The organism is Paracoccus onchidii (assembly GCF_028294535.1).
Lineage (GTDB): Bacteria > Pseudomonadota > Alphaproteobacteria > Rhodobacterales > Rhodobacteraceae > Paracoccus > Paracoccus onchidii.
In genome coordinates this window covers 34,636-57,662 of sequence record NZ_JAQBIE010000011.1, presented here as the reverse complement: position 1 = coordinate 57,662, position 23,027 = coordinate 34,636, and the positions used below count along the sequence as shown (strand labels likewise).

At 61.1% G+C, this 23,027-nt stretch carries 23 protein-coding genes; 10 read left to right on the top strand and 13 right to left on the bottom strand.

The features are described 5' to 3' along the window. Window positions 1-24 precede the first annotated feature (24 nt). The 8 genes from PAF17_RS10040 to gmk all read right to left on the bottom strand — a co-directional run bounded on the left by PAF17_RS10040 (window position 25) and on the right by gmk (window position 8,734). Window positions 25-1,581 carry a Do family serine endopeptidase gene (locus tag PAF17_RS10040; RefSeq protein WP_408636401.1) on the bottom strand — a complete coding sequence of 519 codons (1,557 nt, stop codon included), beginning with the start codon at window positions 1,579-1,581 and terminating at the stop codon, window positions 25-27. Between the two features lie 175 nt (window positions 1,582-1,756). Then, the gene (hflC, locus tag PAF17_RS10035; RefSeq protein ID WP_271889072.1) at window positions 1,757-2,878 is read right to left on the bottom strand and encodes a protease modulator HflC; all 1,122 of its coding nucleotides are present in this window, start codon (window positions 2,876-2,878) and stop codon (window positions 1,757-1,759) included. 14 nt (window positions 2,879-2,892) lie between these two features. After that, window positions 2,893-4,101, bottom strand: coding sequence for an FtsH protease activity modulator HflK (hflK, locus tag PAF17_RS10030; RefSeq protein WP_271888957.1), 1,209 nt, complete (start codon window positions 4,099-4,101; stop codon window positions 2,893-2,895). 126 nt (window positions 4,102-4,227) lie between these two features. After that, window positions 4,228-5,607, bottom strand: coding sequence for a glutathione-disulfide reductase (gorA, locus tag PAF17_RS10025; protein WP_271888956.1), 1,380 nt, complete (start codon window positions 5,605-5,607; stop codon window positions 4,228-4,230). Next, complete coding sequence (rpiA, locus tag PAF17_RS10020) at window positions 5,604-6,368, bottom strand: ribose-5-phosphate isomerase RpiA (protein ID WP_271888955.1); 765 nt, start codon at window positions 6,366-6,368, stop codon at window positions 5,604-5,606. The genes gorA and rpiA overlap by 4 nt, the downstream gene beginning before the upstream one ends. 109 nt (window positions 6,369-6,477) lie before the next feature. After that, window positions 6,478-7,587 carry a sensor histidine kinase gene (locus tag PAF17_RS10015; RefSeq protein ID WP_334223666.1) on the bottom strand — a complete coding sequence of 370 codons (1,110 nt, stop codon included), beginning with the start codon at window positions 7,585-7,587 and terminating at the stop codon, window positions 6,478-6,480. Then, window positions 7,575-8,105, bottom strand: a complete 531-nt coding sequence (locus tag PAF17_RS10010; protein WP_271888954.1) for a gamma carbonic anhydrase family protein — start codon at window positions 8,103-8,105, stop codon at window positions 7,575-7,577. The genes PAF17_RS10015 and PAF17_RS10010 overlap by 13 nt, the downstream gene beginning before the upstream one ends. Further along, window positions 8,102-8,734 carry a guanylate kinase gene (gene gmk, locus PAF17_RS10005; RefSeq protein ID WP_271888953.1) on the bottom strand — a complete coding sequence of 211 codons (633 nt, stop codon included), beginning with the start codon at window positions 8,732-8,734 and terminating at the stop codon, window positions 8,102-8,104. Before gmk ends, PAF17_RS10010 begins: the two co-directional genes overlap by 4 nt. A gap of 234 nt (window positions 8,735-8,968) precedes the next feature. Here gmk and PAF17_RS10000 point away from each other — a divergent pair, with 234 nt between their 5' ends. After that, complete coding sequence (locus tag PAF17_RS10000; RefSeq protein ID WP_271888952.1) at window positions 8,969-9,748, top strand: PAS domain-containing protein; 780 nt, start codon at window positions 8,969-8,971, stop codon at window positions 9,746-9,748. Between the two features lie 49 nt (window positions 9,749-9,797). Here PAF17_RS10000 and rnd read toward each other — a convergent pair whose 3' ends face one another. Continuing rightward, window positions 9,798-10,967: a ribonuclease D gene (gene rnd, locus PAF17_RS09995; RefSeq protein WP_271889070.1), complete on the bottom strand. Its 1,170-nt coding sequence runs from the start codon at window positions 10,965-10,967 to the stop codon at window positions 9,798-9,800. 99 nt (window positions 10,968-11,066) lie between these two features. Next, window positions 11,067-12,197, bottom strand: coding sequence for a tRNA guanosine(34) transglycosylase Tgt (tgt, locus tag PAF17_RS09990; protein WP_271888951.1), 1,131 nt, complete (start codon window positions 12,195-12,197; stop codon window positions 11,067-11,069). Between the two features lie 127 nt (window positions 12,198-12,324). Between tgt and PAF17_RS09985 the strand changes: the two genes are divergently transcribed. From PAF17_RS09985 to tpiA, 3 genes are all read left to right on the top strand, one after another. After that, on the top strand, window positions 12,325-12,681 hold the full coding sequence (locus PAF17_RS09985; protein WP_271888950.1) for an SUF system Fe-S cluster assembly protein: 357 nt from the start codon (window positions 12,325-12,327) through the stop codon (window positions 12,679-12,681). 104 nt (window positions 12,682-12,785) lie between these two features. Beyond that, entirely contained in the window at window positions 12,786-13,160 is a 375-nt protein-coding gene (locus PAF17_RS09980) for a HesB/IscA family protein (RefSeq protein ID WP_271888949.1), read from the top strand. An 87-nt stretch (window positions 13,161-13,247) separates the two neighbouring features. Then, the gene (gene tpiA, locus PAF17_RS09975; protein WP_271888948.1) at window positions 13,248-13,997 is read left to right on the top strand and encodes a triose-phosphate isomerase; all 750 of its coding nucleotides are present in this window, start codon (window positions 13,248-13,250) and stop codon (window positions 13,995-13,997) included. Window positions 13,998-14,005: 8 nt separating this feature from the next. Here the strand turns inward: tpiA and PAF17_RS09970 are convergent, their stop codons facing one another. Beyond that, a complete protein-coding gene (locus PAF17_RS09970) occupies window positions 14,006-14,824 on the bottom strand; it encodes a hypothetical protein (protein WP_271888947.1) in 819 nt (272 codons plus the stop codon). 195 nt (window positions 14,825-15,019) lie between these two features. Between PAF17_RS09970 and PAF17_RS09965 the strand changes: the two genes are divergently transcribed. The 5 genes from PAF17_RS09965 (at window position 15,020) to PAF17_RS09945 (ending at window position 17,789) form a co-directional block, all read left to right on the top strand. Further along, entirely contained in the window at window positions 15,020-15,499 is a 480-nt protein-coding gene (locus tag PAF17_RS09965; RefSeq protein WP_271888946.1) for an SspB family protein, read from the top strand. A gap of 117 nt (window positions 15,500-15,616) precedes the next feature. Beyond that, window positions 15,617-17,011: a class II fumarate hydratase gene (gene fumC, locus PAF17_RS09960; RefSeq protein WP_271888945.1), complete on the top strand. Its 1,395-nt coding sequence runs from the start codon at window positions 15,617-15,619 to the stop codon at window positions 17,009-17,011. A gap of 17 nt (window positions 17,012-17,028) precedes the next feature. Beyond that, a complete protein-coding gene (locus PAF17_RS09955) occupies window positions 17,029-17,427 on the top strand; it encodes a VOC family protein (RefSeq protein WP_271888944.1) in 399 nt (132 codons plus the stop codon). Further along, window positions 17,384-17,563: a DUF4169 family protein gene (locus tag PAF17_RS09950; RefSeq protein WP_271888943.1), complete on the top strand. Its 180-nt coding sequence runs from the start codon at window positions 17,384-17,386 to the stop codon at window positions 17,561-17,563. Before PAF17_RS09955 ends, PAF17_RS09950 begins: the two co-directional genes overlap by 44 nt. Continuing rightward, on the top strand, window positions 17,520-17,789 hold the full coding sequence (locus PAF17_RS09945) for a ribbon-helix-helix domain-containing protein (protein ID WP_334223665.1): 270 nt from the start codon (window positions 17,520-17,522) through the stop codon (window positions 17,787-17,789). The genes PAF17_RS09950 and PAF17_RS09945 overlap by 44 nt, the downstream gene beginning before the upstream one ends. A 23-nt stretch (window positions 17,790-17,812) precedes the next feature. On the opposite strand, the gene PAF17_RS09940 is transcribed toward PAF17_RS09945, so the two are convergent. Further along, a complete protein-coding gene (locus PAF17_RS09940; RefSeq protein ID WP_271888942.1) occupies window positions 17,813-19,435 on the bottom strand; it encodes a long-chain fatty acid--CoA ligase in 1,623 nt (540 codons plus the stop codon). Window positions 19,436-19,521: 86 nt separating this feature from the next. Then, on the bottom strand, window positions 19,522-20,388 hold the full coding sequence (locus PAF17_RS09935) for an NAD(P)-dependent oxidoreductase (protein WP_271888941.1): 867 nt from the start codon (window positions 20,386-20,388) through the stop codon (window positions 19,522-19,524). Between the two features lie 182 nt (window positions 20,389-20,570). On the opposite strand from PAF17_RS09935, the gene PAF17_RS09930 reads away from it, so the two are divergent. After that, window positions 20,571-22,991 (top strand): penicillin acylase family protein, encoded by a 2,421-nt coding sequence (locus tag PAF17_RS09930; RefSeq protein WP_271888940.1) that lies wholly within the window; start codon window positions 20,571-20,573, stop codon window positions 22,989-22,991. The last annotated feature ends 36 nt before the right edge of the window (window positions 22,992-23,027 follow it).

The following is a 23,027-nucleotide window of genomic DNA, read 5'->3' as shown; positions in this document are numbered from 1 at the left end:
ATGTTGACGCCTTGTTAACCGAAATCAGTTGTCACTGCCAATCGGTAGCGCGACGAAACGCGGTTCTCCGGAACGTTTGATCAAAACCAGCAACGATTTGCGCCCGGCTTCGCGCGCCTCGTCGATGCGATCCTCAAGATCACCAAGGTCAATGACCGGTTGCTGGCCTGCCTCGACGATTATATCTCCGGCCAACAGACCCTTTTCGGCGGCGACGCTCTCGGGATCAACCGAGTTGACGACCAACCCCTTGCTGTCTGCCGGCAGCCCCATATCACTGGCCATATCGGGTGTCAGCGTACCAAGGGTCATGCCAAGAAGATCGGATTCGCTTGGCGTTTGCGGTTGATTGTCCGGGGCGGTCCCTTCGGCCAGCTCGCGCCGCCCCAGGGTCACGCTCAGTGTTTCCTCGCCTCCGGCGCGCTGCACGACGACATCCACGGCTTCACCCGCAGGAGCCTCGGCGACCCGACGAACGAGGCCCCGTGTATCTTCGACCTCGGCGCCATCGAAGGCGATGATAACGTCACCAGCCTTGACGCCCGCATCCTTGGCCGGACCGTCCGGAACATCGGTGACCATCGCCCCCTGTTCGCTGGCCAGCCCCAGGGCCTCGGCCATATCAGGCGTCACATCCTGGATTTTCACGCCCAACCAACCGCGCCGGGTCTCGCCATATTCCTGCAATTGGCTGACAACCTTGGATACGACATTCGACGCCATGGAAAAGCCGATCCCGATCGACCCTCCGTTCGGCGACAGAATTGCCGTGTTCACCCCGATGACCTCGCCCTTCAGATTGAAAAGCGGCCCACCCGAGTTGCCCCGGTTGATGGCGGCATCGGTCTGCAGGTAATCGTCATAGGTTCCGGAAAGCTCGCGATTGCGTGCCGATACGATGCCCGAACTTGCCGAGAAGCCCTGCCCCAGTGGGTTCCCCAAGGCCAAGACCCAATCCCCAACGCGCGCTGCGTCTGAATCGCCGAACTTCACGAAGGGAATTGCATCCTCGCCCTTGACCTTCAGCAATGCGACGTCGGTGTTGGGGTCGGTGCCCACCACCTCGGCCGGCAGGGTCTCGCCCGAATAGAACTCGATTTCGATTTCATCGGCGCCGTCAATCACGTGATTATTGGTCACGATGAAGCCGTCCGACGAGATCACGAAACCCGATCCCAGCGCGTTCGAACGCTGTGGCTGGCGGCGCTGTTGCTGGCCGTCAGGTCCGGGCATGCCGGGAAAGCCGAATTCACGGAACAGATCGGAAAACGGACTACCTTCCGGGAACACCGGTCCCTGTCCGCCCGTCGGCGCGGCCACGACCGCAGTCGTGGTGATATTCACAACCGCCGGCGCCACCTGTTCCACCAGGTCGGCAAAGCTGTTGGGCATCACATGCGCGCTTTGCTTGTTTGCGACATTCGCGCCCAGGGGCTGGTTGTTGTTCGCCGCTTCCTGCGCCTGCTGGCTGACCTCGGGCGAAACGTCAGGGGCCGATTGCTGTGCGCTTGCAATTCCCAAACCGACTGTGACGGCAAGGACTGACGCGGTCAGAAGATGCCGAGGAGAAAGCGTGTTCATGCTGAATGTCCTCTTTTTTCCGGAACGGTTGCCGGGGCGATCGGGCCCCTGAAACTGCGTTGATATGAAAGGGATATTGCGTCGCGTTGCAAATAAACCACGCTCTCGCAGAGTGAACAGATCGTGACATATGTTGCAAAAGCGGGCGGATCCTGTGATCCGCCCGCCATAAAGCTTATTGCTCTTCTTCGCCATCAGGTGCCGGCGTGCCTTCGCCGGGGGTCACCACGGCCGATGGTTCCTGCGGCGGGGTCGCGAGGCTTTCGGGCACCGGCGTCAGCTTGACGCCCGCAGATTCACCCAACGGGTTGCCTTCCCGATCCGTCACGGTCGGCGTCACCAGATCATCGTCGCCCGTTGCTTCGCTGGTTTCTGCCTCGCCCTCGATCACGGATCTGGGCGGCACGGGAGCAGGCGCAGGCGTGGCGCGACTGGATCCGTCATCGGACAAATAGCTGAAGAACTGTCCATCCGGCTGCATCACCAGACTGCTGTTCGATCCCTTCAACGCACGTTCATACGAGGTCATGGACCGCGTGAACGCAAAGAATTCAGGGTCGCGCCCGAAGGCATCGGCATAGATCGCGTTGCGGCGGGCATCGGCCTCACCACGCACGATTTCGGCCCGTTTCTGCGCCTCGGAGGTCAGTTCGACAACGGTTCTATCTGCGGCTGCACGCACACGCTGCGCTGCCTCGCCACCGCGGGCGATCTCATCCGCCGCCTCTCGCTGACGCTCGGCGCGCATCCGTGCATAGGTCGCGTTCAGGTTTTGCTCGGGCAGATCGGTCCGCGTCAGACGAACATCGATGATCTCGACGCCGAGACCGGCCGAATTGTTGCGGGCCTCGTCCCGGATCTGGTTCATCAGCGCCGTCCGGTCATCCGACAGCACCGTCGTAGATGGCACCGAACCCAGAACTTCGCGGATCGCAGCATTCACGATCGGTTCCAACCGGCCCTGAGCAGCTTGAATTCCACCTGTGCCGACAGCCTGGCGAAAGCGTACCGGATCGGTAATCCGCCAGCGCGCGAAGGCATCCACAACAAGACGGCGATCATCCAGCGGGGTCACCTCGAGCGGCGAGGTTGGCAGCCCCAGAATACGGTCATCATATTTCACGACATTGTCGAGAAACGGCACCTTCACCCCAAGCCCCGGCTCTTCTTGTACATCGACCACACGACCAAGGCGCAGGACCAGCGCCTTTTCCCGTTCATCGACGATAAAGATCGAGGCCATCGCAACAACGCCGGCAACGATGACGACAGGTATGGCAAGTGCGGAAATGGTCATTCTACGTCCCGCCATCAGTTCGCTCCTCCGGTCGAGTTGCTGCCATCAGCGCCGCCAGAACGACGCAATTGATCCAGCGGCAGATACGGCACAACACCCGAACCGCCTTCGCCAGTCACGTCGTCAAGGATCACCTTGTCTACATCCCCCAGCACTTTTTCCATTGTTTCCAGATACATCCGGCGGCGGGTCACATCCGGCGCCTTGATATATTCTTCATAGATCGAGTTGAAACGCGCAGCCTCACCCTGGGCGGTATTTACCGCTTCGGCGCGATAACCCTCGGCCTGCTCAAGCGTTGCGGCCGCATCACCGCGTGCCTGGGCAAGAACCCGGTTCGCATAGGCGTCGGCCTCTTTTTCCAGGCGGTCGCGTTCCTGCTGCGCGGCCTGAACCTCGCGGAATGCATCGATCACCTCGGTCGGCGGGTCGGCGCGGTCAAGGTTGACACGGACAACATTGATGCCCGACTGATACGCGTCCAGCGTGCGCTGGACCGCATCCTTCAGGTCATTGGCGATGGACCCGCGATCACGGTTCAGGATCGGCGCCAGTTCGGACCGTGCGATAATGTCGCGCATCGCCGATTCCGCCACAGCCCGTATCGTGTCCGACGGGTCGGCAAGGTTGAACAGATACTTTTCGGGGTCCGAAATGTTCCAGACCACCTGATATTCCATATCCACGATGTTCTGGTCACGGGTCAGCATCAGCCCGCTATCCATCGGTCCCGACCGCCCTGTGCCGATTTCGGTGACCCGCTCGTTGGTGACCGAGACAACCTCGGCGGTCACGAACGGCCAGGGTGCAAAGTTCAGACCCTCGCTGCCGACGGCAACGGCACGACCGAACAGGAACTCGACGCTCTTTTCGTTGGTCTGAACGCGGTAAAAGCTGGAAAAGGCCCACAGCGCGACCACGGCAAGCCCCGCAATCGCGATCGTCGAGCGATTGAGCGAAAAGCCCGGACCCGACGGGCGGCGACCACCGCCCCCGCCATTGTTCGAGCCGCCGCCGCGCCCCCCCATCAGCACGCGCAAACGTTCCTGCCCTTTCTTCATGAGATCTTCGATCTCGGGCATCTGCTGGTCGCCCTGTCCAGGCCGGCGCGGTCCTTTCGGTGGCTGTTCCTCGCCCCAGGGACGATTCGAAGGGCGCTTGCCCCGATCGTCATCATCCCCACCGCCATTTCCGCCGCCGCCCCAAGGGCCCTGATTTGCCATTCCTTCGACCTTCTTTCCCTGCCTGTTCCGTTTGTTGCAAACTGGGGTCGGGGTCAAAAAAGTCAACCCTGCCCGCTGTCACTTCACGCCGCCGCCCCTGTGGCACAGGGCCGCGCCGCCCTGATCTTACGCCTCGCCCGGACGATGGCGGCGCGATGGTTGACGCATTGTCACCAATTCTTCCGCAGCCGTCGGATGCACGGCCATCGTTGCATCGAAATCGGCCTTCGTGGCCCCCATCGTAATCGGGATCGCCGCCAGCTGGATCATCTCTCCTGCCTCGGGGCCGAAAATATGGCAGCCCAGAACCTTGTCGGTGTCGGGGTCGACAAGAAGTTTCATCATCGTGCGGCTGTTGGACCCGGCAAACATCGAGCGCATCGGCCGGAAAACAGCGCTGTAGACATCGACGGCGCCGCGTTCGCGGGCCTGCTCTTCGGTCAGGCCGATCGTTCCCAGTTCTGCGGGGCGCAGATAAACGGCGCTGGCGACCACATCATGATTGACCTTGCGCGCATGACCGCCAAAGATTGTATCGGCGAAGGCATGGCCTTCGCGAATGGCAACCGGCGTCAGGTTGACGCGGTCGGTGACATCGCCCACCGCAAAGATCGAAGGCACCGAGGTCTGCGACCACTGGTCAACCTCGATCGCGCCGTTCTTGCGCCTTCTTACCTCGGTATTTTCCAGCCCCAGATCCCAGCTATAGGGGTCACGCCCGGTGGCAAAGAAAACCGCATCGAATTCTTCGCTCGAACCGTCATCGAAGCTGACGGTCACGCCCCCTTCCGATTTGTCCATCCGCGTCGGGGCAAGCCCCAGGCGCAGATCGACGCCAATATCGGACAATTGCTGGGTCGCCATTTCGCGGGCTTCGGTGTCAAAGCCGCGCAGGACCGCATCACCGCGATAGGCCTGCACCGTCTGCACCCCGAGACCGTTCAGAATGGTCGCAAATTCGCAGGCAATGAACCCGCCGCCGATCAGCAACGCCCGGCGCGGCAATTCATCCAACAGGAACAGGTCATCCGAAATCAACCCCAGCTCTTCGCCCGGAATGCCGATTTTCGCGGGACGGCCGCCAACAGCGATCAGGATGTGTTTCGCGGTGAACCGGGTCCCGTCCGCCAGTGACACCGTGTGGTGATCGACCAGCTTTGCACGTTGACGGTGAATTTCGACCCCAGCACGTTCGGCATTGGTCGTATAGGCCGCCTCCAACCGGTTCAGTTCGGTATCGAGCTTGTTTCGAAACGCAGCCCAGTCGAACTGATGGGCATTGGCATCGCCCCAGCCATAGCCGCGCATCTCATCCGCCATCATCGGTGCGTTCGACGCAAAGATCATCAGTTTTTTCGGCACGCAGCCACGAATGACACATGTGCCACCCATCCGGCTTTCTTCCGCCAGGCCGACCCTGGCGCCATGCTCTCCCGCCGCGATCCGGGCCGCGCGCACCCCACCCGAGCCACCGCCGATCACGAAAAGATCATAGTCGAAATTCATACCGCACCCACTCCTTCACCTGCCAGAAGATCGGCATCAACATCCGCATTGCGGTTCAGTTCGACGACGGAACCGTCGCCTTTCCCGATAATTGCCAGATCGCACATGCCAAGGAACAACCCATGTTCGACCACACCCGGAATCGAGGACAGCGCGCGCGCAAGACGAACCGGATCGTCAATCGCCCCAAGCGGCAGATCCAGAATGAAATTCCCTTCATCCGTGATCCAGGGATCGCTGCCCCGCAACCGCTGCAACACATCGTGATCACCAAGGCCAAGGCCATGAAGCGCCCGCCGGATCAATTTGCGGCTGGATTCGAAACCGAACTGCAAGACCTCGACGGGCAATGCAAAGGCCCCGAGCTGATCGACAACCTTGCCGGGATCCGCGATGACAACCATGCGATCGCTGGCTGCGGCGACCACTTTTTCGCGCAGATGCGCACCGCCGCCGCCCTTGATCAGATGCAGATCGGGATCAACCTCGTCCGCGCCGTCAATGGTCAGGTCCAGCCAGCCCAGCTCATCAAGGCTTTCGATTTTCAGCCCCAGCCCTTCGGCCTGTTGCGCCGTCGCCTTCGAGGTCGCCGCCATCCGCAATGAAAGCCCTTCGGCCTTCACCCGTTCTGCCAGCACCTGCACCATGATTGCTGCGGTCGAGCCGGTTCCAAGCCCCAGCTTCATTCCGTCCTGCACCAGGGCCACGGCAGCGCGCGCCGCTGCCAGCTTGGCCGGATCAGGTTGACTTGTTTGCGACATGATCGGGTTCCTTCGGATCTTGGTCGGGCTACATATAGGGGATGCGAACCGCAAGGGCGAGGGGCCGCCGGAAAATGATCACCCCTGCAAATTCCATGACGAGGTTTGCCTAGCCGCGACGCAGGCTTTCCGGCAGCATCACGGTAAAGCGACTGCCACGCCCCTTGTGGCTGACGATCTTCAAGCGCCCGCGATGCCGGTTGACGATGTGTTTGACGATGGCCAGCCCCAACCCGGTGCCCCCCTGTTCGCGCGATCTGTGGGTATCCACGCGGTAGAACCGTTCAGTCAGGCGTGGCAGGTGGATTTCGTCGATCCCGTCGCCCTTGTCGGCGATCTCGACCGCCCAGGCTGCGCCGCGCAATGTCGGTTCGTATTCAACCCGATACAGCGTCACCCCAAGATAATGCCCTGATCCGCCATATTTCACCGCGTTTTCGATCAGGTTCTGAAAGACCTGTACCAACTGGTCGGGATCACCGGGGATCCGCTGCGTCCCGCCAAGCCCGGACGTCTCGACCCGCATTTCCGCAGTGTCGATGGCCTGCCCAAGCGTCGCCAGAACCCCGCGCAACATCATCGGCAAATCCACCTCCGAAGACGGGCGGCGGCGTTCATCCGACTGAACACGGCTCAGCGACAAGAGGTCACTGACCAGCCGGTTCATCCGCCCGGCCTCGCGCTCCATGATATCCAGAAAGCGGTCACGCGCCTTGGCGTCGTTGCGGGCCGGCCCACGAAGCGTCTCGATAAAGCCAAGCATCGCGGTCAGCGGGGTCTTCAACTCGTGGCTGACATTGGCCACAAAGTCACGGCGGACCTGTTCGGATTCCTCTGCCTCTGAGCGGTCGAGAATGGCAATCATCGCCCCTCGGCCGACAATCGGCGGCAAAGGCGAAACCGTCATTTCCGCGACCAGATTGCGCCCATCGGCCTGGATCCCGGCCCGCAGGTTCACGACACCTTCGACCGGCGTTGCCAAGGTCGGTTCGGGCAGCGGCGCGGGATTGGACCTTGGGTCGATCACCCAATCCACGGCCTCGACCACCGAAGGGTGGCGCAACACGGTCACGAATGGGCGGCCAATCAACACCTCGCCGAACATCGCCCGTGCCCCGGCATTGGCCCCGATGATGCGCGCATGATGATCGACAGCCAGCATCGCAAGCGGCACGGCCTCGAGGAAAGTTTCGATCTTGCGCCCGATCATTCGCTGCATGACACCGATCTCAGGTCGGACCGATAGCGTGCCGCATTCCGGCGATAACGTGCAGCAGACTCCAAAAGCCCCTGCTGCGCCTCGTGATCCAACATGCGCACGACCTTGCCGGGCGCGCCCATCACCAGGGCTCCGGGCGGGATTTCCTTTCCCTCGGCAATCAGCGCACCGGCACCGATCAGCGCCCCTTCGCCGATTTTCGCACCATTCAGGATCGTTGCTCCCATGCCGACCAGTGCCCCCCGACCGATACTGCATCCATGCAGGATCGCACGATGCCCGATCGTGCAGTCCGGCCCGATGGTCAGAGGAAAACCCGGATCCGTATGCAGCACGCTGAGATCCTGAACATTGCTGCCGGCGCCGATCAGGATCTGCTCGTTGTCGCCACGCAACACCGCGCCCCACCAGATCGAGGCCCCCGCCTGCGCAACCACGCGCCCAATGACCTGCGCATCAGGGGCGACCCAGACATCCTCGGCAAGGTCGGGAGCGACCCCTGCCAGTTCCCAGATCATGCCTCGCCCTCCGCCATCAGGTCCTTGACGAAAGCCCCCAGACCGCCCTGCCGGTCACGGCGCAGCCGTTCGCCGGTCAGAATGGCCCTGAGGCGCGTCTCGGTTTCATCCAGATCATCGTTGACCAACACGTAGTCATATTCCGCCCAATGGCTGATTTCCGAACGGCTTTTCATCATGCGCCCGGCGATCACCTCGTCGCTGTCCTGCCCGCGGCTGCGCAACCGACGTTCAAGCTCTGGCAATGAAGGCGGCAGAACAAAGATCGACACCACATGCCCGCCAAGCGCCGAGGCACGGATCTGCTGGCCGCCCTGCCAATCCACATCAAACAGGGTGTCACGCCCGTCGCGCATCGCGGCCTCGACGGGGCCGCGCGGACTGCCATACAGATTTCCGAACACCTCGGCATGTTCCAGCATCTGGTCATCGGCCACCAAGGCGCGAAACTTTTCGGGCGTCGTAAAGTAATAGTCGCGCCCGTCCTCTTCGCCGGGGCGCGGCGGGCGGGTCGTCGCAGAGATCGAGAACCGCAGCGAAGGATCCCAATCCATCAAACGCCGCGCCAAGGTCGACTTTCCCGCCCCCGAAGGTGACGACAGAATGATCAGCAACCCGGTCCGCTCCATATGCGTGTTCTTTCCTGCCACCAATATTCACGGGCCGAGATGGACCACCGGCCGCAACTGGTCAAGCCCTGCAAGGGCTGCAATCTGTCGTCACAATATCAGCATTGCCCAAATCTTAACCAATCGTTAGGAAACGACTCGGAGATCAACGCACGGTTAGAGTATCGTGGCCTTGCATGAATTCCGATTCCGGAGTTCTCTTACGGACTGATATAGCAACAAAGGTTCGCGCGCGTGTCGGACACCAAAGGCAAGGACAATTCGCAATCGCAGATGCAACCGGCCAGCGCGCCGGGGCAGCTGTTCCGGATTGCCGATTTCGACCGTAACCAACCCCGGCGCCTGATGCTGGAAATGCGCGAATACTGGCAAAGCCTGCGCAATGGCCGTGCCGTTCCTGCCCGTTCGGACGTAGAACCGCGGGGCATCCATCGGGTGCTGGATTACGCGTTCATCCTGGAACGGATCGCTCCCGGCGCGGCGCGCTTTCGCCTGGCCGGGCGTCACCTGATCGACCTGATGGGCATGGAAGTTCGGGGCATGCCGGCCTGTTCCTTCATCAAGCCAACATCGCGCGGCAGGTTCTCGGATGTGCTGGAAAGCGTGTTCAAGGCGCCCCAGATCGCCGAAATGGGTCTGGACGCACCGGGCGAATATGCGCGCCCGGCCATGCAGGCCCGCATGATGTTGCTGCCGCTGCGATCCGATCTCGGCGATGTGACCCGCGCGCTGGGATGCCTGATCTCGGAAGGTGAAACCGGTGTCGCGCCGCGCCGCTTCGACCTGGTCGAGGATGAGGTATCCCCCATCATCGATGGCGGCACCACCCTGCGCCCGTCGCCTTCGTCTTTCGGAATGGCCGAACAGCAACGCGATTTCCGCCCTGCCATCCGTCCCGATCAAGGGGCAGCGCCCGACGCGCCTCAAACATCCAAGGCCGCGCCCAAAGAACCGAACGCAACCCCGGAACAGCGCCGCGCGTCATTCCGGGTCATTTCATCTGACAAGGACTAGGGCGCGACCGGGCCGGCGGCCCGAACCACCGGCAATCCAATGCAGCAGCTTAGTCGACGGCCACCACGCGGACGGTACCGTCCTTTGCCGACAGGGCGATCTGACCATCCGCCAGGCGCAACGCATCCTTGCCAAAGACCTCTGCCCGCCACCCATGCAATGCAGGCAGATCGCGCTCACCCGTTGCAATCGCATCCAGATCCGATGACGATGCGATCAGCTTGGTCGCCACCCCGGCGCCTTCTGCCTTGGCCTTCAGCAAAACCCGCAACAAATCGGACAGGGCCGCATTGCCCGGCTTGCCCTGCTGATCGCTTTTCGGGCGCGGCAGATCCTTGGTTTCCAGCCCGGCCTTCACCGCCGCCAGAATTCCCGCCGCAATCTCGCCCTTGCGTGCCTCGCGCAGCAACAGGCGCGAACGGCCCAGCTCGGCCTCGTTCGAAGGCTTGGTCGATGCCAGTTCGATCATGGCATCATCCTTGTAGACACGCGAACGCGGGATATCGCGTTGCTGAGCATATGCCTCGCGGAAGGTGGCCAGTTCTCGTAGGATGGCCAGAAAACGGGGCGAGTTCGTGCGGGTCCGAACCTTCAACCAGGCCTCTTCGGGCCGGGTGATATAGGTTTCCGGATTTTCAAGAACGGCAACCTCTTCGGCAAGCCAGTTTTCACGCCCGTTCGCCTTCAGTTTTTCGTTCAGGAACTCGTATATGACCCGCAGATGCGTCACATCGGCAAGGGCATAGGATTTCTGCGCATCCGACAAAGGACGGCGCGACCAATCCGTGAACCGCGACGACTTGTCGAGATTTGCCTTTGCGATCTTGCGCACCAACGTTTCATAGCCGACCTGCTCGCCAAAGCCGCAAACCATCGCCGCGACCTGGGTGTCAAACAGCGGTTCGGGAAAAAGCTTTGCGTCGTGAAAGAAAATCTCCAGATCCTGCCGCGCCGCGTGAAAGACCTTGACCGTCTGCTTGTGGCGAAACAGGTCATATAGCGGTTCCAGCGACAGGCCGCTTGCCAGCGGGTCGACAAGCACCGCCTCGCCGCCCTCATCCTTGGCCGAGCCCGCCGGGGGCAAGGCCATCTGGATCAGGCACAGTTTCGACCAATAGGTGCGTTCACGCAGAAATTCTGTGTCGACCGTGACATAGGGCTGCCGTTTTGCCGCATCGCAAAAGCGTGCAAGTTCCTCGGTCGTGGTGATCGTGACGATATTCTGGCTCATTCAGCTCTTTCTCGATTTGGGCGGGTCGTCCGCCAGTTGCGCTGCAATACGCTGTCATTTCGTGAAAGAAAAGCCCCGCGCCAGTTGCTATAACCGCTCGATATCGCCCAGATCACGCGTGGCGTGGAAATCGGCAACGAAATCATCCAGCCGTCCGGCGGCAATCGCATCGCGCAATCCCTGCATCAGATCCTGATAATATTGCAGATTGTGCCAGGTCAGCAGCATTCCCGAAATCATCTCGCCGGATTTGAACACGTGATGCAGATAGGCACGGCTATAGTTCCGGCAGGCAGGACAGCTGCAATTTTCGTCCAGCGGGCGCGGGTCATCCTGGTGTCGCGCATTCTTGATATTGACCTGCCCGCGCCGGGTCCATGCCTGACCGGTCCGCCCTGAACGCGAGGGCAGCACGCAATCCATCATGTCAACGCCACGCTGAACGGCACCCACGATATCATCGGGCTTGCCGACCCCCATCAGATAGCGCGGCTTGTCCCGAGGCAGGAAACCCGGCGCGTAATCCAGCACGCCGAACATCGCCTCTTGCCCTTCTCCCACGGCCAGACCACCGATGGCATAGCCGTCAAAGCCGATCCCGGTCAGGGCGGCGGCAGATTCCTCGCGCAGGTCCGGGGTCACTCCGCCTTGCATGATGCCAAACAACGCATGCCCGGGGCGGTCGCCAAAGGCATCGCGCGAACGCTGCGCCCAACGCATCGACAGGCGCATCGCCCTGGCAACTTCATCCTCGGTGGCCGGCAATGCCGGACATTCATCGAAGGCCATGACGATATCAGACCCGAGAAGGCGCTGAATTTCCATGCTGCGTTCCGGGGTCAGAACATGTTTGCTGCCATCGACATGGCTGGCGAATGTCACACCTTCTTCGGTCAGCTTGCGCAACCCGGCCAGACTCATGACCTGAAAGCCACCGGAATCCGTCAGGATGGGTCGTTCCCAGTTCATGAACCCATGCAGCCCGCCAAGGCGGTCGATCCGTTCCGCGCCGGGGCGCAGCATCAGGTGATAGGTGTTCCCCAACAGGATGTCGGCCCCGGTTTCGCGCACGGATTCCGGCATCATGGCCTTGACCGTGGCGGCCGTGCCGACCGGCATGAAGGCCGGTGTGCGAATGGCGCCACGCGGCGTTTCGATAATGCCGGTCCGGGCCGCGCCATCGGTGGCGTTGAGCGTGAATTGAAAACGATCGGTCATTCTTGCTGCCTGTCAGGTGAACCGCCCGTATGTAGCGACATTGGGCCTGCGCTGCAATCTGTTGCCCGGTCTGGACCCGGGCCGGTCGGTGCCCTATATAAATCGTCGGACTTTACAGGATAACGACATGACCGAGCCGATGATGGAAGGCGCCCCCCTGATCGCGCCCTCGACGACCGAGCACCCGCTATACGAGCAGGTCGTAGATGCCTGCAAGTCAGTCTACGACCCCGAGATCCCGGTCAATATCTTTGATCTGGGGCTGATCTACACGATCGAAATCAATGACCAGAACGAAATCCGCGTCATCATGACACTGACCGCGCCCGGCTGTCCCGTGGCCGGAGAGATGCCGGGCTGGGTGGCTGATGCCATCGAACCGCTTCCCGGCGTAAAGCAGGTGGATGTCGAAATGACCTTCCAGCCGCAATGGGGCATGGACATGATGTCCGACGAAGCCCGGCTGGAACTGGGCTTCATGTAACCATCCCCTTGCCATTGGCCCGACATGGCCGGTTCCTGTCGGGTCTTGAGACAACCGCCTGCGATACTTATGTTGAAGTGCAGGTTGAAATGCAGGGTTACGTCATGTTTGCCATTCCGGGTTCCTCTCCTGTCACCATCACTCCGGCTGCTGAACGGCAGATCGCGCGACTGATGTCGGGCAAGAACGCCTTCGGGCTGCGGATCGGCCTGAAAAAAGGCGGATGTGCCGGCATGGAATATACCATGGAGCTGGCCGAAGCCCCCGACGCCAATGAAGAAGTCGTCCAACAGGGCGATGCGCGGGTGATGATTGCCCCAATGGCGCAAATGTTCCTGTTCGGAACCGAGATCGACTATCAGACCGATCTGCTTGAATCCGGCTTCAAGTTTCGCAACCCCAATGTCACCGACAGCTGCGGCTGTGGTGAATCGGTGCGGTTCGAACCCCTGGAAGGCAGCCGCACTTCGGACCAGTAGAACCACTGACCAGAATTTCATGACCGCAAGGTCATTGCGTCCGCCCCCCCGACCTCCTAATCCAATACCAAAGTGAAGGAGGCGAATATGGCACCGCGTAAACTTGCTGCAGGCAACTGGAAAATGAATGGCGATCTTGCCGCACTGGCCGAGATCGACAGCCTGTGCGGCACGCATGGCAATGCGTCCTGCGACATTCTGATCTGCCCCCCGGCTGTTCTGATCCACGCGATGAAAGAACGTGTGGGCGATCACGCGATCGCCATTGGCGGTCAGGATTGTCATGCCAAACCCTCGGGTGCGCATACCGGCGACATTTCGGCGGCGCAACTGAAGGACGCGGGTGCGAGCCATGTGATCCTGGGCCATTCTGAACGTCGCGCGGATCATGGCGAAACAGACGCCGATGTCGCACAAAAAGCCAGCGCCGCGTTTGATGCGGGCCTGGTTGCGGTGATCTGCGTTGGCGAAACCGAAGCCGAACGCGACGCCGGGCAGACGCTGGACGTGATTGGCCGGCAGTTGTCCGGCTCGGTTCCCCAGGCTGCGCATGCCGGGAATTGCGTCATTGCCTATGAACCGGTCTGGGCGATTGGCACGGGTCGCACCCCGACCAACGACCAGATCGCCGAGGTCCACGCCTTTATGCGCAACAAGCTGGCTGCAGCGGTTGCTGACGCTGCGGATATCAGCCTGCTCTATGGGGGCAGCGTAAAACCCGCCAATGCGTCAGAGATTTTCTCTATTGCACATGTGGACGGCGCACTTGTCGGCGGGGCCAGCCTCAAGGCATCTGATTTCGGCGCGATCATCTCGGCGCTGGACGCCGCGGGCTGATCCTGACCCTAGCCCGCGTCCGGCAAGGGCGCGGGTTCCGGCAGCGGGTCTTTGATCGTCAGGGCCGGCACATCTTGGGTTCCCCCGAACCCCGCCCATCGATAATCCTGCAAGACCTGCCAGGCCAGTTCTTCCATCTCGGGATAAAGTGACGGGTTCCTGACGCGTTCGCGCGCGAAGAACTGATAGGTCAGATACGCCAGTCCGGTCGGCATGGCGCTGTTCGCCCGCCAATGCACCAGATCCACGAATAACGCATCGTCATCATCATAGTATTCGCGCGCGGCCCGGGCAAATATCCCTGCGGGAATGATCTGGATCTTGTGGCCTGTATGCTGTTCCAGCCATTGCCGTTCATAGTGAAACACCGGCAAGGCCTGCGCATCCAGATTGGGTGAACGCGGGGACCATGGCATGAACAGAACGGGTTCCGCGCCCTTTGCAATGGCTGTCATCGCGAACCAATACAGATATTGCAGATTGTGCCGCCCCTGCGGCGAGGCAGGGTCAGCCAGCCCGCGTTCCAGATCACCCAACTCCGTCAGTACCAGCCGATCGTAATTGCCCGTGCGCGCAAAGCCCTTGGCCCGCCAGCGCTTGGCGTTGGAAGACCCGCCGATAAAATCGAAATGGGCCTTTCCCTGCCAAAGCGACGGGAAATCCACGCCGTCATTATAGGCATGATTGTCGTTGGGAAAAATCGCCGCGATCATGGAATGGCCGCTGAATGCAATGGTGGCGTCCGGCGCTACCGCGCCCCCGGTGCCACCGGCGGACAGCCCTGCCCCAAGCCACGGATATGCCGCACCGGTAGCAATCAGCGTCATGAAATGGCGCCGCGTGAACAAATTATGCATCCTGTTCCGCCCTCTGGTACGCAAGCTATATCATGCCATCATATGGCGGTTGCGGCCCAATGCACCACCGGATCATGGCGACGGAATCGGATAACGTTGGAATCCCCCCCTTTCACATCTGAAACCGCGCCCTTATGCTGGCGTTCAATAACGAAGGATGAGAGCATGACCAGCTCGGGTATCGACTATGGCGGAATGATGCATCGGGCCATGCAGGGTCTGATCGCCAATGTGCTGCGCAGCATTGCAACCGACGGCCTGCCCGGCGAACATCACTTCTTCATTACCTTCGATACACGTGATGACGGTGTCGAGATGGCCGACTGGCTTCGCGAGCGGTATCCCGAAGAAATGACCATCGTGATCCAGCATTGGTTCGACAATCTGACGGTGGACGAAGACGGCTTCTCGATCACGTTGAATTTCGGCAATTCGCCGGAGCCGATGCGCATTCCATTTGACGCGCTGCGCACCTTTGTCGACCCTTCGGTCGAATTCGGCCTGCGGTTTGAATCGCCCGATGACGACGAGGATGACGAAGACGAGGACGCCGAGTTCGAACTGGATGTCGAAGATGAAGGCGACGGTCCCGATGATGGTCCCGGCGGCGGGGAAGTCGTGCAACTGGATCGCTGGCGCAAATAGATCGGCCCGGCCCGATATTCCGGGCAGGTCCACCGCCGCATACCTTTGTATACGAATTGCGAATCCGCGTGGCTGCGGCTAGACATTCCCTCGAAAACCTCGAGGGAGCCTTTCCAGATGACCACGACCCGCACCGAGACCGACAGCTTCGGACCTCTTGAAGTCGATTCCAGCAAATACTGGGGCGCGCAAACACAGCGTTCGATCAGGAATTTTCCGATTGGCTGGGAACGCCAGCCCGTCGCGATCATTCGCGCCCTTGGCGCAATCAAGCTGGCGGCTGCACGCGTCAACATGGCGAACGGTGATCTGGACCCCGGCATCGGCAAGGCCATGGAACAGGCCGCGACCGAAGTGTTCGAAGGCAGGTTCGACGACAATTTCCCGCTGGTCGTCTGGCAGACCGGATCGGGCACCCAGTCGAACATGAACGCCAATGAGGTCGTGTCCAATCGTGCCATCGAAATTCTTGGCGGCGAGCTGGGTTCGAAAAAGCCGGTTCATCCCAACGACCATTGCAATATGGGCCAATCGTCCAACGACACCTTTCCTACGGCGATGCATGTCGGCATCGCGATGATGGCGCGCGATGTCCTGATTCCCGGCCTGGAAAAACTGCACGCCGCCCTGACCGCCAAAGCCGAAGAATTCAAGGACATCATCAAGATCGGCCGCACCCACACGCAGGACGCGACGCCACTGACGCTGGGGCAGGAATTCGGCGGCTATGCCCATCAGGTCGCCAAGGGAATCGAACGCGTCAAGCTGGCCCTGAGCGACATTTACGAACTGGCACAGGGCGGTACTGCCGTGGGCACCGGCCTGAACACCAAAAAGGGCTGGGACAGTGCAATCGCGGCCGAGATCGCGCAGATCACCGGCCTGCCCTTTGTCACCGCCCCCAACAAATTCGAAGCCTTGGCAGCACATGATGCGATGGTGTTCTTCTCGGGCGCGCTGAAAACCGTTGCGGGTTCCCTTTTCAAGATCGCCAATGACATCCGCCTGCTGGGTTCGGGTCCCCGTTCCGGTCTGGGCGAACTGATCCTGCCGGAAAACGAGCCGGGCAGCAGCATCATGCCGGGCAAGGTGAACCCGACCCAGGCCGAGGCCCTGACCATGGTTTGCGCACATGTCATGGGCAATGACGCCGCGATCGGCTTCGCTGGCTCACAGGGTCATTTCGAACTGAACGTCTATAACCCGATGATGTCCTATAACGTCATCCAGTCGATGCAATTGCTGGGCGATGCCGCAAGCAGCTTTACCGACAACATGGTTCTGGGCACTCAGGCGAACACCGCCCGCATCGACAAGCTGATGAAGGAATCGCTGATGCTGGTGACGGCGCTGGCCCCCACCATCGGCTATGACAATGCGACCAAGGTCGCCAAGACGGCGCATAAGAACGGCACCACATTGCGCGAAGAGGCGATCGCCCTGGGCTTCGTCGACGGCGAAACCTTTGACCGGATCGTCCGACCCGAGGACATGATCGGCCCCAAGGGGTGAACCCCCGGGTTCCAATGATGTTCATTCAGGGCGCGGTGGCGGATGCCATCGCGCTTTGGTCTGCCGCATTTCCGGACCTGCGGATCCTGACACCGGCAACGGCCCCCGACGGACCAACCCGCATCCGTATCAGCGATCTGGTGCTGGATCTGCGCCCTGCTGATTGCCAGGACCGCCATATCGACGACGGGCCTATCACTGTCCTGATACGTTGCTCGGCCCCCGGTGATGCCGCGCGCATCGGCGCGATCTTGCGCCCCGAAGGTCAGGTCATGCTGCAAGATGATGCGCTTGCAGGCACTTCACGATATAGTTGGGTCGCCGACAGGTTCGGCGTGAACTGGCAGATCATGTCGCCATCGGAGGACCACCGTGACCAAGATCGTCAATCTGCGACAGGCCCGCAAGCAACGTGATCGCATGGATCGCCGGAAACTGGGCGATCGCAACGCCATGAAATTCGGCGAAGCCAAGCCACAGCGCGAATTGCGCAAAGCATTGACGGAACGTGCTGAAACCAACCTCGATGCCCATCGCCGCGATGACCATTGATTTACCCGTCATGACGCCACCGCTGAAACGCTCGGTGACCATCGACGGACACCGGACATCTGTTTCACTGGAAGATGCCTTCTGGAAAGCCCTGAACAAAGAGGCCGGGCGCCATGCAATCACCCGCGCCGCGCTGATCAGCCAGATCGATCACGCCCGCCCGCCCGAAATCGGGCTGGCCACGGCCCTCAGGTTATATGTGCTGCATCGCACCGCACAGGGTTAGCCAACCCTTAACCGGTAAACTGGCTACGGCATCGGATGATCGGCAAACCGCTCCCGCAGGGTAAGCTTGCTGATTTTTCCGGTCGCGGTCAGCGGCATATCCTCGACGAAAACCAGATCGTCAGGCATTTGCCACTGTGCCAGATGCGCCGACAGAAGCGTTTTGATATCGTCCAGCGTCGCAGGATCGTCGGGCGCCACTGATTTCACCACCAGCAACGGGCGCTCGCCCCATTTCGGATGCGGCATCGCGATCACCGCGCATTGGGCGATCTTGGGATGAGCGATGGCAAGGTTTTCCAGATCGATCGAGCTGATCCATTCGCCGCCCGACTTGATCAGATCCTTGGCGCGGTCGCGAATGGTCAGCACACCGCCGGGCGCAATCGAGGCGACATCGCCCGTCGCAAACCAGCCATCGGCATCGATCGCGTCGGCGCTGGCCTGTTCATTCCTGTAATACGCGCTGGCGACCGTGTTGCCGCGCACGAACAAGCGCCCCATCGCCTCTCCGTCATGAGGTTGGCATGTCCCATCTTCATCGACCAGCTTCATGTCGACACCGTATACACGCCGGCCCTGCGCCGATTTCAGGTCCAGACGTCGTTCCCGAGGCAGATACATCTGCTTGGCCGTCAACGAGCCCTGGCTGCCAAGCGGTGATGTTTCCGTCATGCCCCACGCGTGATTGACATCGATTCCCATGTCTTCAAATGCTGCCGTCAGGCTGCGGGGCATCGCACTGCCCCCGACCACAACGTGACGCAACGCGGCGGGCTTGCGCCCGCGCGTGACGATTTCTGCGTGCAACCCTTGCCAGATGGTCGGCACGCCCCACGCGCTTTGCACCGATTCGGCCTCGCACAGATCCCAAAGGCTGGCACCATCCAGATATGGCCCCGGCATGATCAGACTGGCCCCGGCCAGCGGCGCATAAAAGGGCAACCCCCAGGCATTGACATGAAACAATGGAACGACCGGCAAGATCCGCGGTTGCTTGCCCAGATCCGGTCCGATTGTCGCCGCAACCGAAAAGGCATGCAGCACATTCGAACGGTGGCTGTAAAGCACGCCCTTGGGGTTTCCCGTTGTCCCCGACGTATAACACAGCCCCGAAGCCGTGCCTTCGTCGAATTCGGGCCAGACCCGCTGACTGTTTTCACCCTGCAGCAAATCCTCATAGCAGAACGCATCAAGCCGGTTTTCGGGCATATGCGCGGCATCGGTCATGATCACGTATCGCAGGTCGGGAAAATGCTGCTTGATCGCCTCGACCAGCGGCACGAAGGTCAGATCGACAAACAGCAACCGGTCCCCGGCATGGCGGATGATGTAAATCATCTGTTCCGCCGAGAGACGCGGATTGATCGTGTGGCAGATCGCACCAATATTCGAGATGCCGTTATACAACTCCAGGTGGCGATGGCCGTTCCAGGCCAGTGTTGCGACACGATCACCGCCGGTAATGCCCAGCCGCTCAAGCGCGAATGACAGCTGCACCGCACGAGCGCGCGTTTCGCCATAGGATTGCCGGTGGGTGTCACCCTCGACGCGCCGCGAGACGACTTCGGCCTCGGGAAAACCCTCGGCTGCGTAGTCAAGCAACTCGCCCTGCAACAGCGGACGGTGCATCATCAGGCCATGCATCTCAGAACCCCTCCCTCCCAGAATCGCATCAGGTTGCGTGCCCGGTGTCGCGAAATCAAGCGGTTACATCGCGGCCCGTGCGGAGCCTAACGCGTCAGCCGGGCGATCAGCGCCGAGGTGTCCCATCGTCCGCCGCCCATGCCCTGAACTTCTTTGTAGAACTGATCCACCAGCGCCGTCACGGGCAAGGATGCATCCACCTCATCGGCGGCGGCAAGGCAAATCGCCAGATCCTTGCGCATCCAGTTCACGGCGAAACCATGTTCGAATTCACCTGCGGCCATGGTCTTGTGCCGGTTCTCCATCTGCCAGCTGCCCGCAGCGCCCTGACTGATCACCTCGACCACGCTTTCGATCTCCAGACCGGCCTTTTGCGCGAAGGCCAGAGATTCAGACAGGCCCTGCACCAGTCCCGCAATCGCGATCTGGTTGCACATCTTGGTCATCTGTCCGGCCCCGACATCCCCCATAAGCCGGCAAATCTTGGCATAAGCCCCAATCACGGGGGCAGCCCGGTCGAAATCCGCCTGTGCACCGCCACACATCACGGACAGTTGACCGTTCTCGGCACCCGCCTGCCCGCCCGAGATTGGTGCATCGACATAGCCCAGACCAAGCCCCCTGGCCTGTTCTGCCAGTTCTCGTGTGACGGCGGCGGAAACCGTTGTGTGATCCACAAAGACCGCCGCGTCGGACATGCCGGAAAAGGCACCGTCATCCCCGACACAGATCTGACGCAGGTCATCGTCATTGCCGACGCAGGCAAAGACGAACTCGGCCCCCGCGACCGCTTGTCCGGGGGTTTGCGCACTCTGCCCGCCATTGGCCTTGACCCAGGCATCGGCCTTGGATGAACTGCGGTTATAGACCGTGACATCATGGCCCGCATTCTTCAGATGGGCGGCCATCGGAAAGCCCATCACCCCAAGACCCAGAAATGCCAACTTGGCCATCGCAACTTCCTTCCCGTTAATTTGCACACCGCCCGGCATTTCGCGCATGGCGCGACCAAGCGCTCCGTTGAAATGGTCGCGCGGCTGTCTTATGGGTCACACCAACACCCCCGCGCGCCCGGGTCAAGATCCCGCAACCAGCGCCAAGGCTTCCGCGACCGGTCCATGGAAAAAACACCCCTATGCTGACAATATTTCGCTGGCTGCTCAGGCTGACCATAGCCCTTATCCTGTTGTTGTTGCTGGGCGCGGTTCTGACCTGGTATTTTTCGATCCGCTCGCTGCCTGACTATGATGCGACCTATCGGATGGATGGATTGAGCGCTCCGGTCGAAATCGTGCGCAGCACCGAGAATGTTCCCCATATCTTCGGCCAGAGTGACAAGGACATGTTTTTTGCGCTTGGCGTCGCCCATGCTCAGGACAGGCTGTTTCAGATGACATTGCTGCGCCGCGCGGCCCAAGGGCGCCTGTCCGAGATACAAGGCCCCGGGGCCTTCGCAAGCGACGACCTGGCCCGGAGGTTGGGCCTTTACCGCAATGCACGCGCCTCCCTTGACGTTCAGGACGACGACACGCGCGCCGCGCTCGATGCCTATGCGGCCGGGGTGAACCAATGGATCGCCGAGGTGAATGAAAACGCGCTGGGACGTGGCGCGCCCGAATTCTTTCTGTTCCCGCATCAGATTTCCTACTGGCAACCCACCGATTCCCTTGCAATCCTCAAACTGATTGCCGCAAGCGCCACCAATGCCGTCGCGGATGAGGTGTTGCGCGCGCGCCTGTCCCTCGTGTCCCCGCAATACGGACCGGATCTGTTGGACGCCGCAGCCACATCATCAGAAAAACCGGTCTATGCGTCGCTGTTTCCCGGCGCACGGTTTGCAACGCCTGCCAAGACCTCGCCCTCGTCCAACGGGACCGTGCTTTCGACTTTTCTGAAACCCGGTCAGGGCTTGGGCGCCAACGGATTTGCCGCATCTCCTGAACGAACCGCTGCGGGCGGCGCATTGCTGGCCAACGATATCATCACCCCGCTGACGGCGCCGTCATTATTCTATCTGGCGCGTCTGCAGCTGTCCTCAGGCGGTGTGATCGGCGCGACAATTCCGGGCATTCCTGCCGTTCTGTCGGGGCGCAATCCGCATTTGGCCTGGGGGATCGCACCGACCCCAGTCGACGACGCCGATATCGCCATCGAGGAAATCCAGCCCGGGAACCCGGACCGCTATCGTGGGCGAAACGGCTGGACCGATTTCGCCACGCAGAACGAGGTTATCCGGATCCTCGATGGGCAACCGCAGGCCATCATCCTGCGGGAAACCGAAAACGGCCCGGTTATACCCGGACTTGATCCGGGTCTGCGCGATGTCACGCCCATGGGCCATGTCCCTGTGCTGCGCTGGACCGGATTGTCGGCCGATGACAGCACGATGTCCGCGTTGATCGGCCTGATGCGCGCGCCTGACACCGATAGCGCCAGGAACGCGTTGCGCGACGTGGTGGCCCCCGCGATTTCAGTCTCGTTGGCGGATTCAGACGGAATCAGGCAAATTCAGGCAGGCCGGATTCCGCGGCGCGCCGCGAACCATCCAACCGCCGGAAGAATGCCCGCGCCGGGCTGGCTAGAGGCGGCAAACTGGCAGCCCCCCGGTGATACCGACGGCGACCTGATCGACAAGACGGGGGGAATCCTGATCGCGACCGAGGAACAGCAACCCGATTCTCTGCGTCAGGGACGCTTGACCAGACTTATTCAGGATCGCGAAGTGCATTCCCGTGACAGCTTCATCGCAACGCAGCTGGATATCATCAGCCCTGCGGCGCGTGCCCTGCTGCCGTTGGTTGGCGCGAATCTGTGGTTCAACGGCGACCCCGCAGCACCCGGCACCATCGAACGCCAGCGACAAGACGCCCTGTCTCTGTTGGCCGAATGGGACGGCAGCATGAGTGAGCATCTGCCCGAACCGCTGATCTATGCCGCCTGGATGAAGCGGCTTCAGGATCGGCTGATCCGCGATGATCTGGGCCCGATCGCAGACGACATTAGGTCGTTGCACCCTTCGTTTATCGATGCTGTGTTCCGCAACCGGAATGGTGCCGCCCGCTGGTGCGACATCGTGCAAAGCGCCCCGCAGGAAGATTGCACGACCATCGCGCGTCAGGCGCTGGATCTTGCGATCCTTGATCTGAGCGAAGATTTCGGCCCCCAGGTCACAAGCTGGCGCTGGGGCGATCTGCATCAGGCCGTCCATACCCATCCGGGACTGGGCTCCTTGGCGGGGTTAGGCTGGATCGTCAACCTGACACAGTCGATTTCGGGCGGTGATTTCACCATGGCCCAAAGCGGCCTGCTTGGGGGCCAGAAACATCCCTATGGTGCCCGGACCGGAGCAGGATTTCGCGGGGTTTATGACCTGGCCGATCCCGACAGCTCGGTCTTCATTACCTCAACCGGCCAATCGGGGCACCCGTTGTCGCGCCATTACGACGATCTGGCGGGGTTGTGGCGCCGTGGGGAATATATCGGCATGTCGCTGGACCCCGATCTTGCGCGCGCGGCGGCATTGGGAATCACCGAACTGCGCCCCCGCGACGACTGACAACGGGTGAATGGTGCCTGTGGGCCAGGATTCCCC

Excerpts from the sequence above, each read along its gene's own strand:
- PAF17_RS09985 (WP_271888950.1), top strand. The coding sequence starts at position 12,325 with ATGACCGAGCCGATGATGGAAGGCGCCCCCCTGATCGCGCCCTCGACG.
- gmk (WP_271888953.1), bottom strand. The coding sequence starts at position 8,734 with ATGGAGCGGACCGGGTTGCTGATCATTCTGTCGTCACCTTCGGGGGCG.
- PAF17_RS09935 (WP_271888941.1), bottom strand. The coding sequence starts at position 20,388 with ATGGCCAAGTTGGCATTTCTGGGTCTTGGGGTGATGGGCTTTCCGATG.
- gorA (WP_271888956.1), bottom strand. The coding sequence starts at position 5,607 with ATGAATTTCGACTATGATCTTTTCGTGATCGGCGGTGGCTCGGGTGGG.
- rpiA (WP_271888955.1), bottom strand. The coding sequence starts at position 6,368 with ATGTCGCAAACAAGTCAACCTGATCCGGCCAAGCTGGCAGCGGCGCGC.
- PAF17_RS10015 (WP_334223666.1), bottom strand. The coding sequence starts at position 7,587 with ATGCAGCGAATGATCGGGCGCAAGATCGAAACTTTCCTCGAGGCCGTG.
- PAF17_RS09955 (WP_271888944.1), top strand. The coding sequence starts at position 17,029 with ATGTTCATTCAGGGCGCGGTGGCGGATGCCATCGCGCTTTGGTCTGCC.
- hflC (WP_271889072.1), bottom strand. The coding sequence starts at position 2,878 with ATGACCATTTCCGCACTTGCCATACCTGTCGTCATCGTTGCCGGCGTT.
- hflK (WP_271888957.1), bottom strand. The coding sequence starts at position 4,101 with ATGGCAAATCAGGGCCCTTGGGGCGGCGGCGGAAATGGCGGTGGGGAT.
- PAF17_RS10010 (WP_271888954.1), bottom strand. The coding sequence starts at position 8,105 with ATGATCTGGGAACTGGCAGGGGTCGCTCCCGACCTTGCCGAGGATGTC.
- PAF17_RS09980 (WP_271888949.1), top strand. The coding sequence starts at position 12,786 with ATGTTTGCCATTCCGGGTTCCTCTCCTGTCACCATCACTCCGGCTGCT.
- tgt (WP_271888951.1), bottom strand. The coding sequence starts at position 12,197 with ATGACCGATCGTTTTCAATTCACGCTCAACGCCACCGATGGCGCGGCC.
- PAF17_RS09940 (WP_271888942.1), bottom strand. The coding sequence starts at position 19,435 with ATGCATGGCCTGATGATGCACCGTCCGCTGTTGCAGGGCGAGTTGCTT.
- PAF17_RS10040 (WP_408636401.1), bottom strand. The coding sequence starts at position 1,581 with ATGAACACGCTTTCTCCTCGGCATCTTCTGACCGCGTCAGTCCTTGCC.
- PAF17_RS09930 (WP_271888940.1), top strand. The coding sequence starts at position 20,571 with ATGCTGACAATATTTCGCTGGCTGCTCAGGCTGACCATAGCCCTTATC.
- fumC (WP_271888945.1), top strand. The coding sequence starts at position 15,617 with ATGACCACGACCCGCACCGAGACCGACAGCTTCGGACCTCTTGAAGTC.
- tpiA (WP_271888948.1), top strand. The coding sequence starts at position 13,248 with ATGGCACCGCGTAAACTTGCTGCAGGCAACTGGAAAATGAATGGCGAT.
- PAF17_RS09965 (WP_271888946.1), top strand. The coding sequence starts at position 15,020 with ATGACCAGCTCGGGTATCGACTATGGCGGAATGATGCATCGGGCCATG.
- PAF17_RS09970 (WP_271888947.1), bottom strand. The coding sequence starts at position 14,824 with ATGACGCTGATTGCTACCGGTGCGGCATATCCGTGGCTTGGGGCAGGG.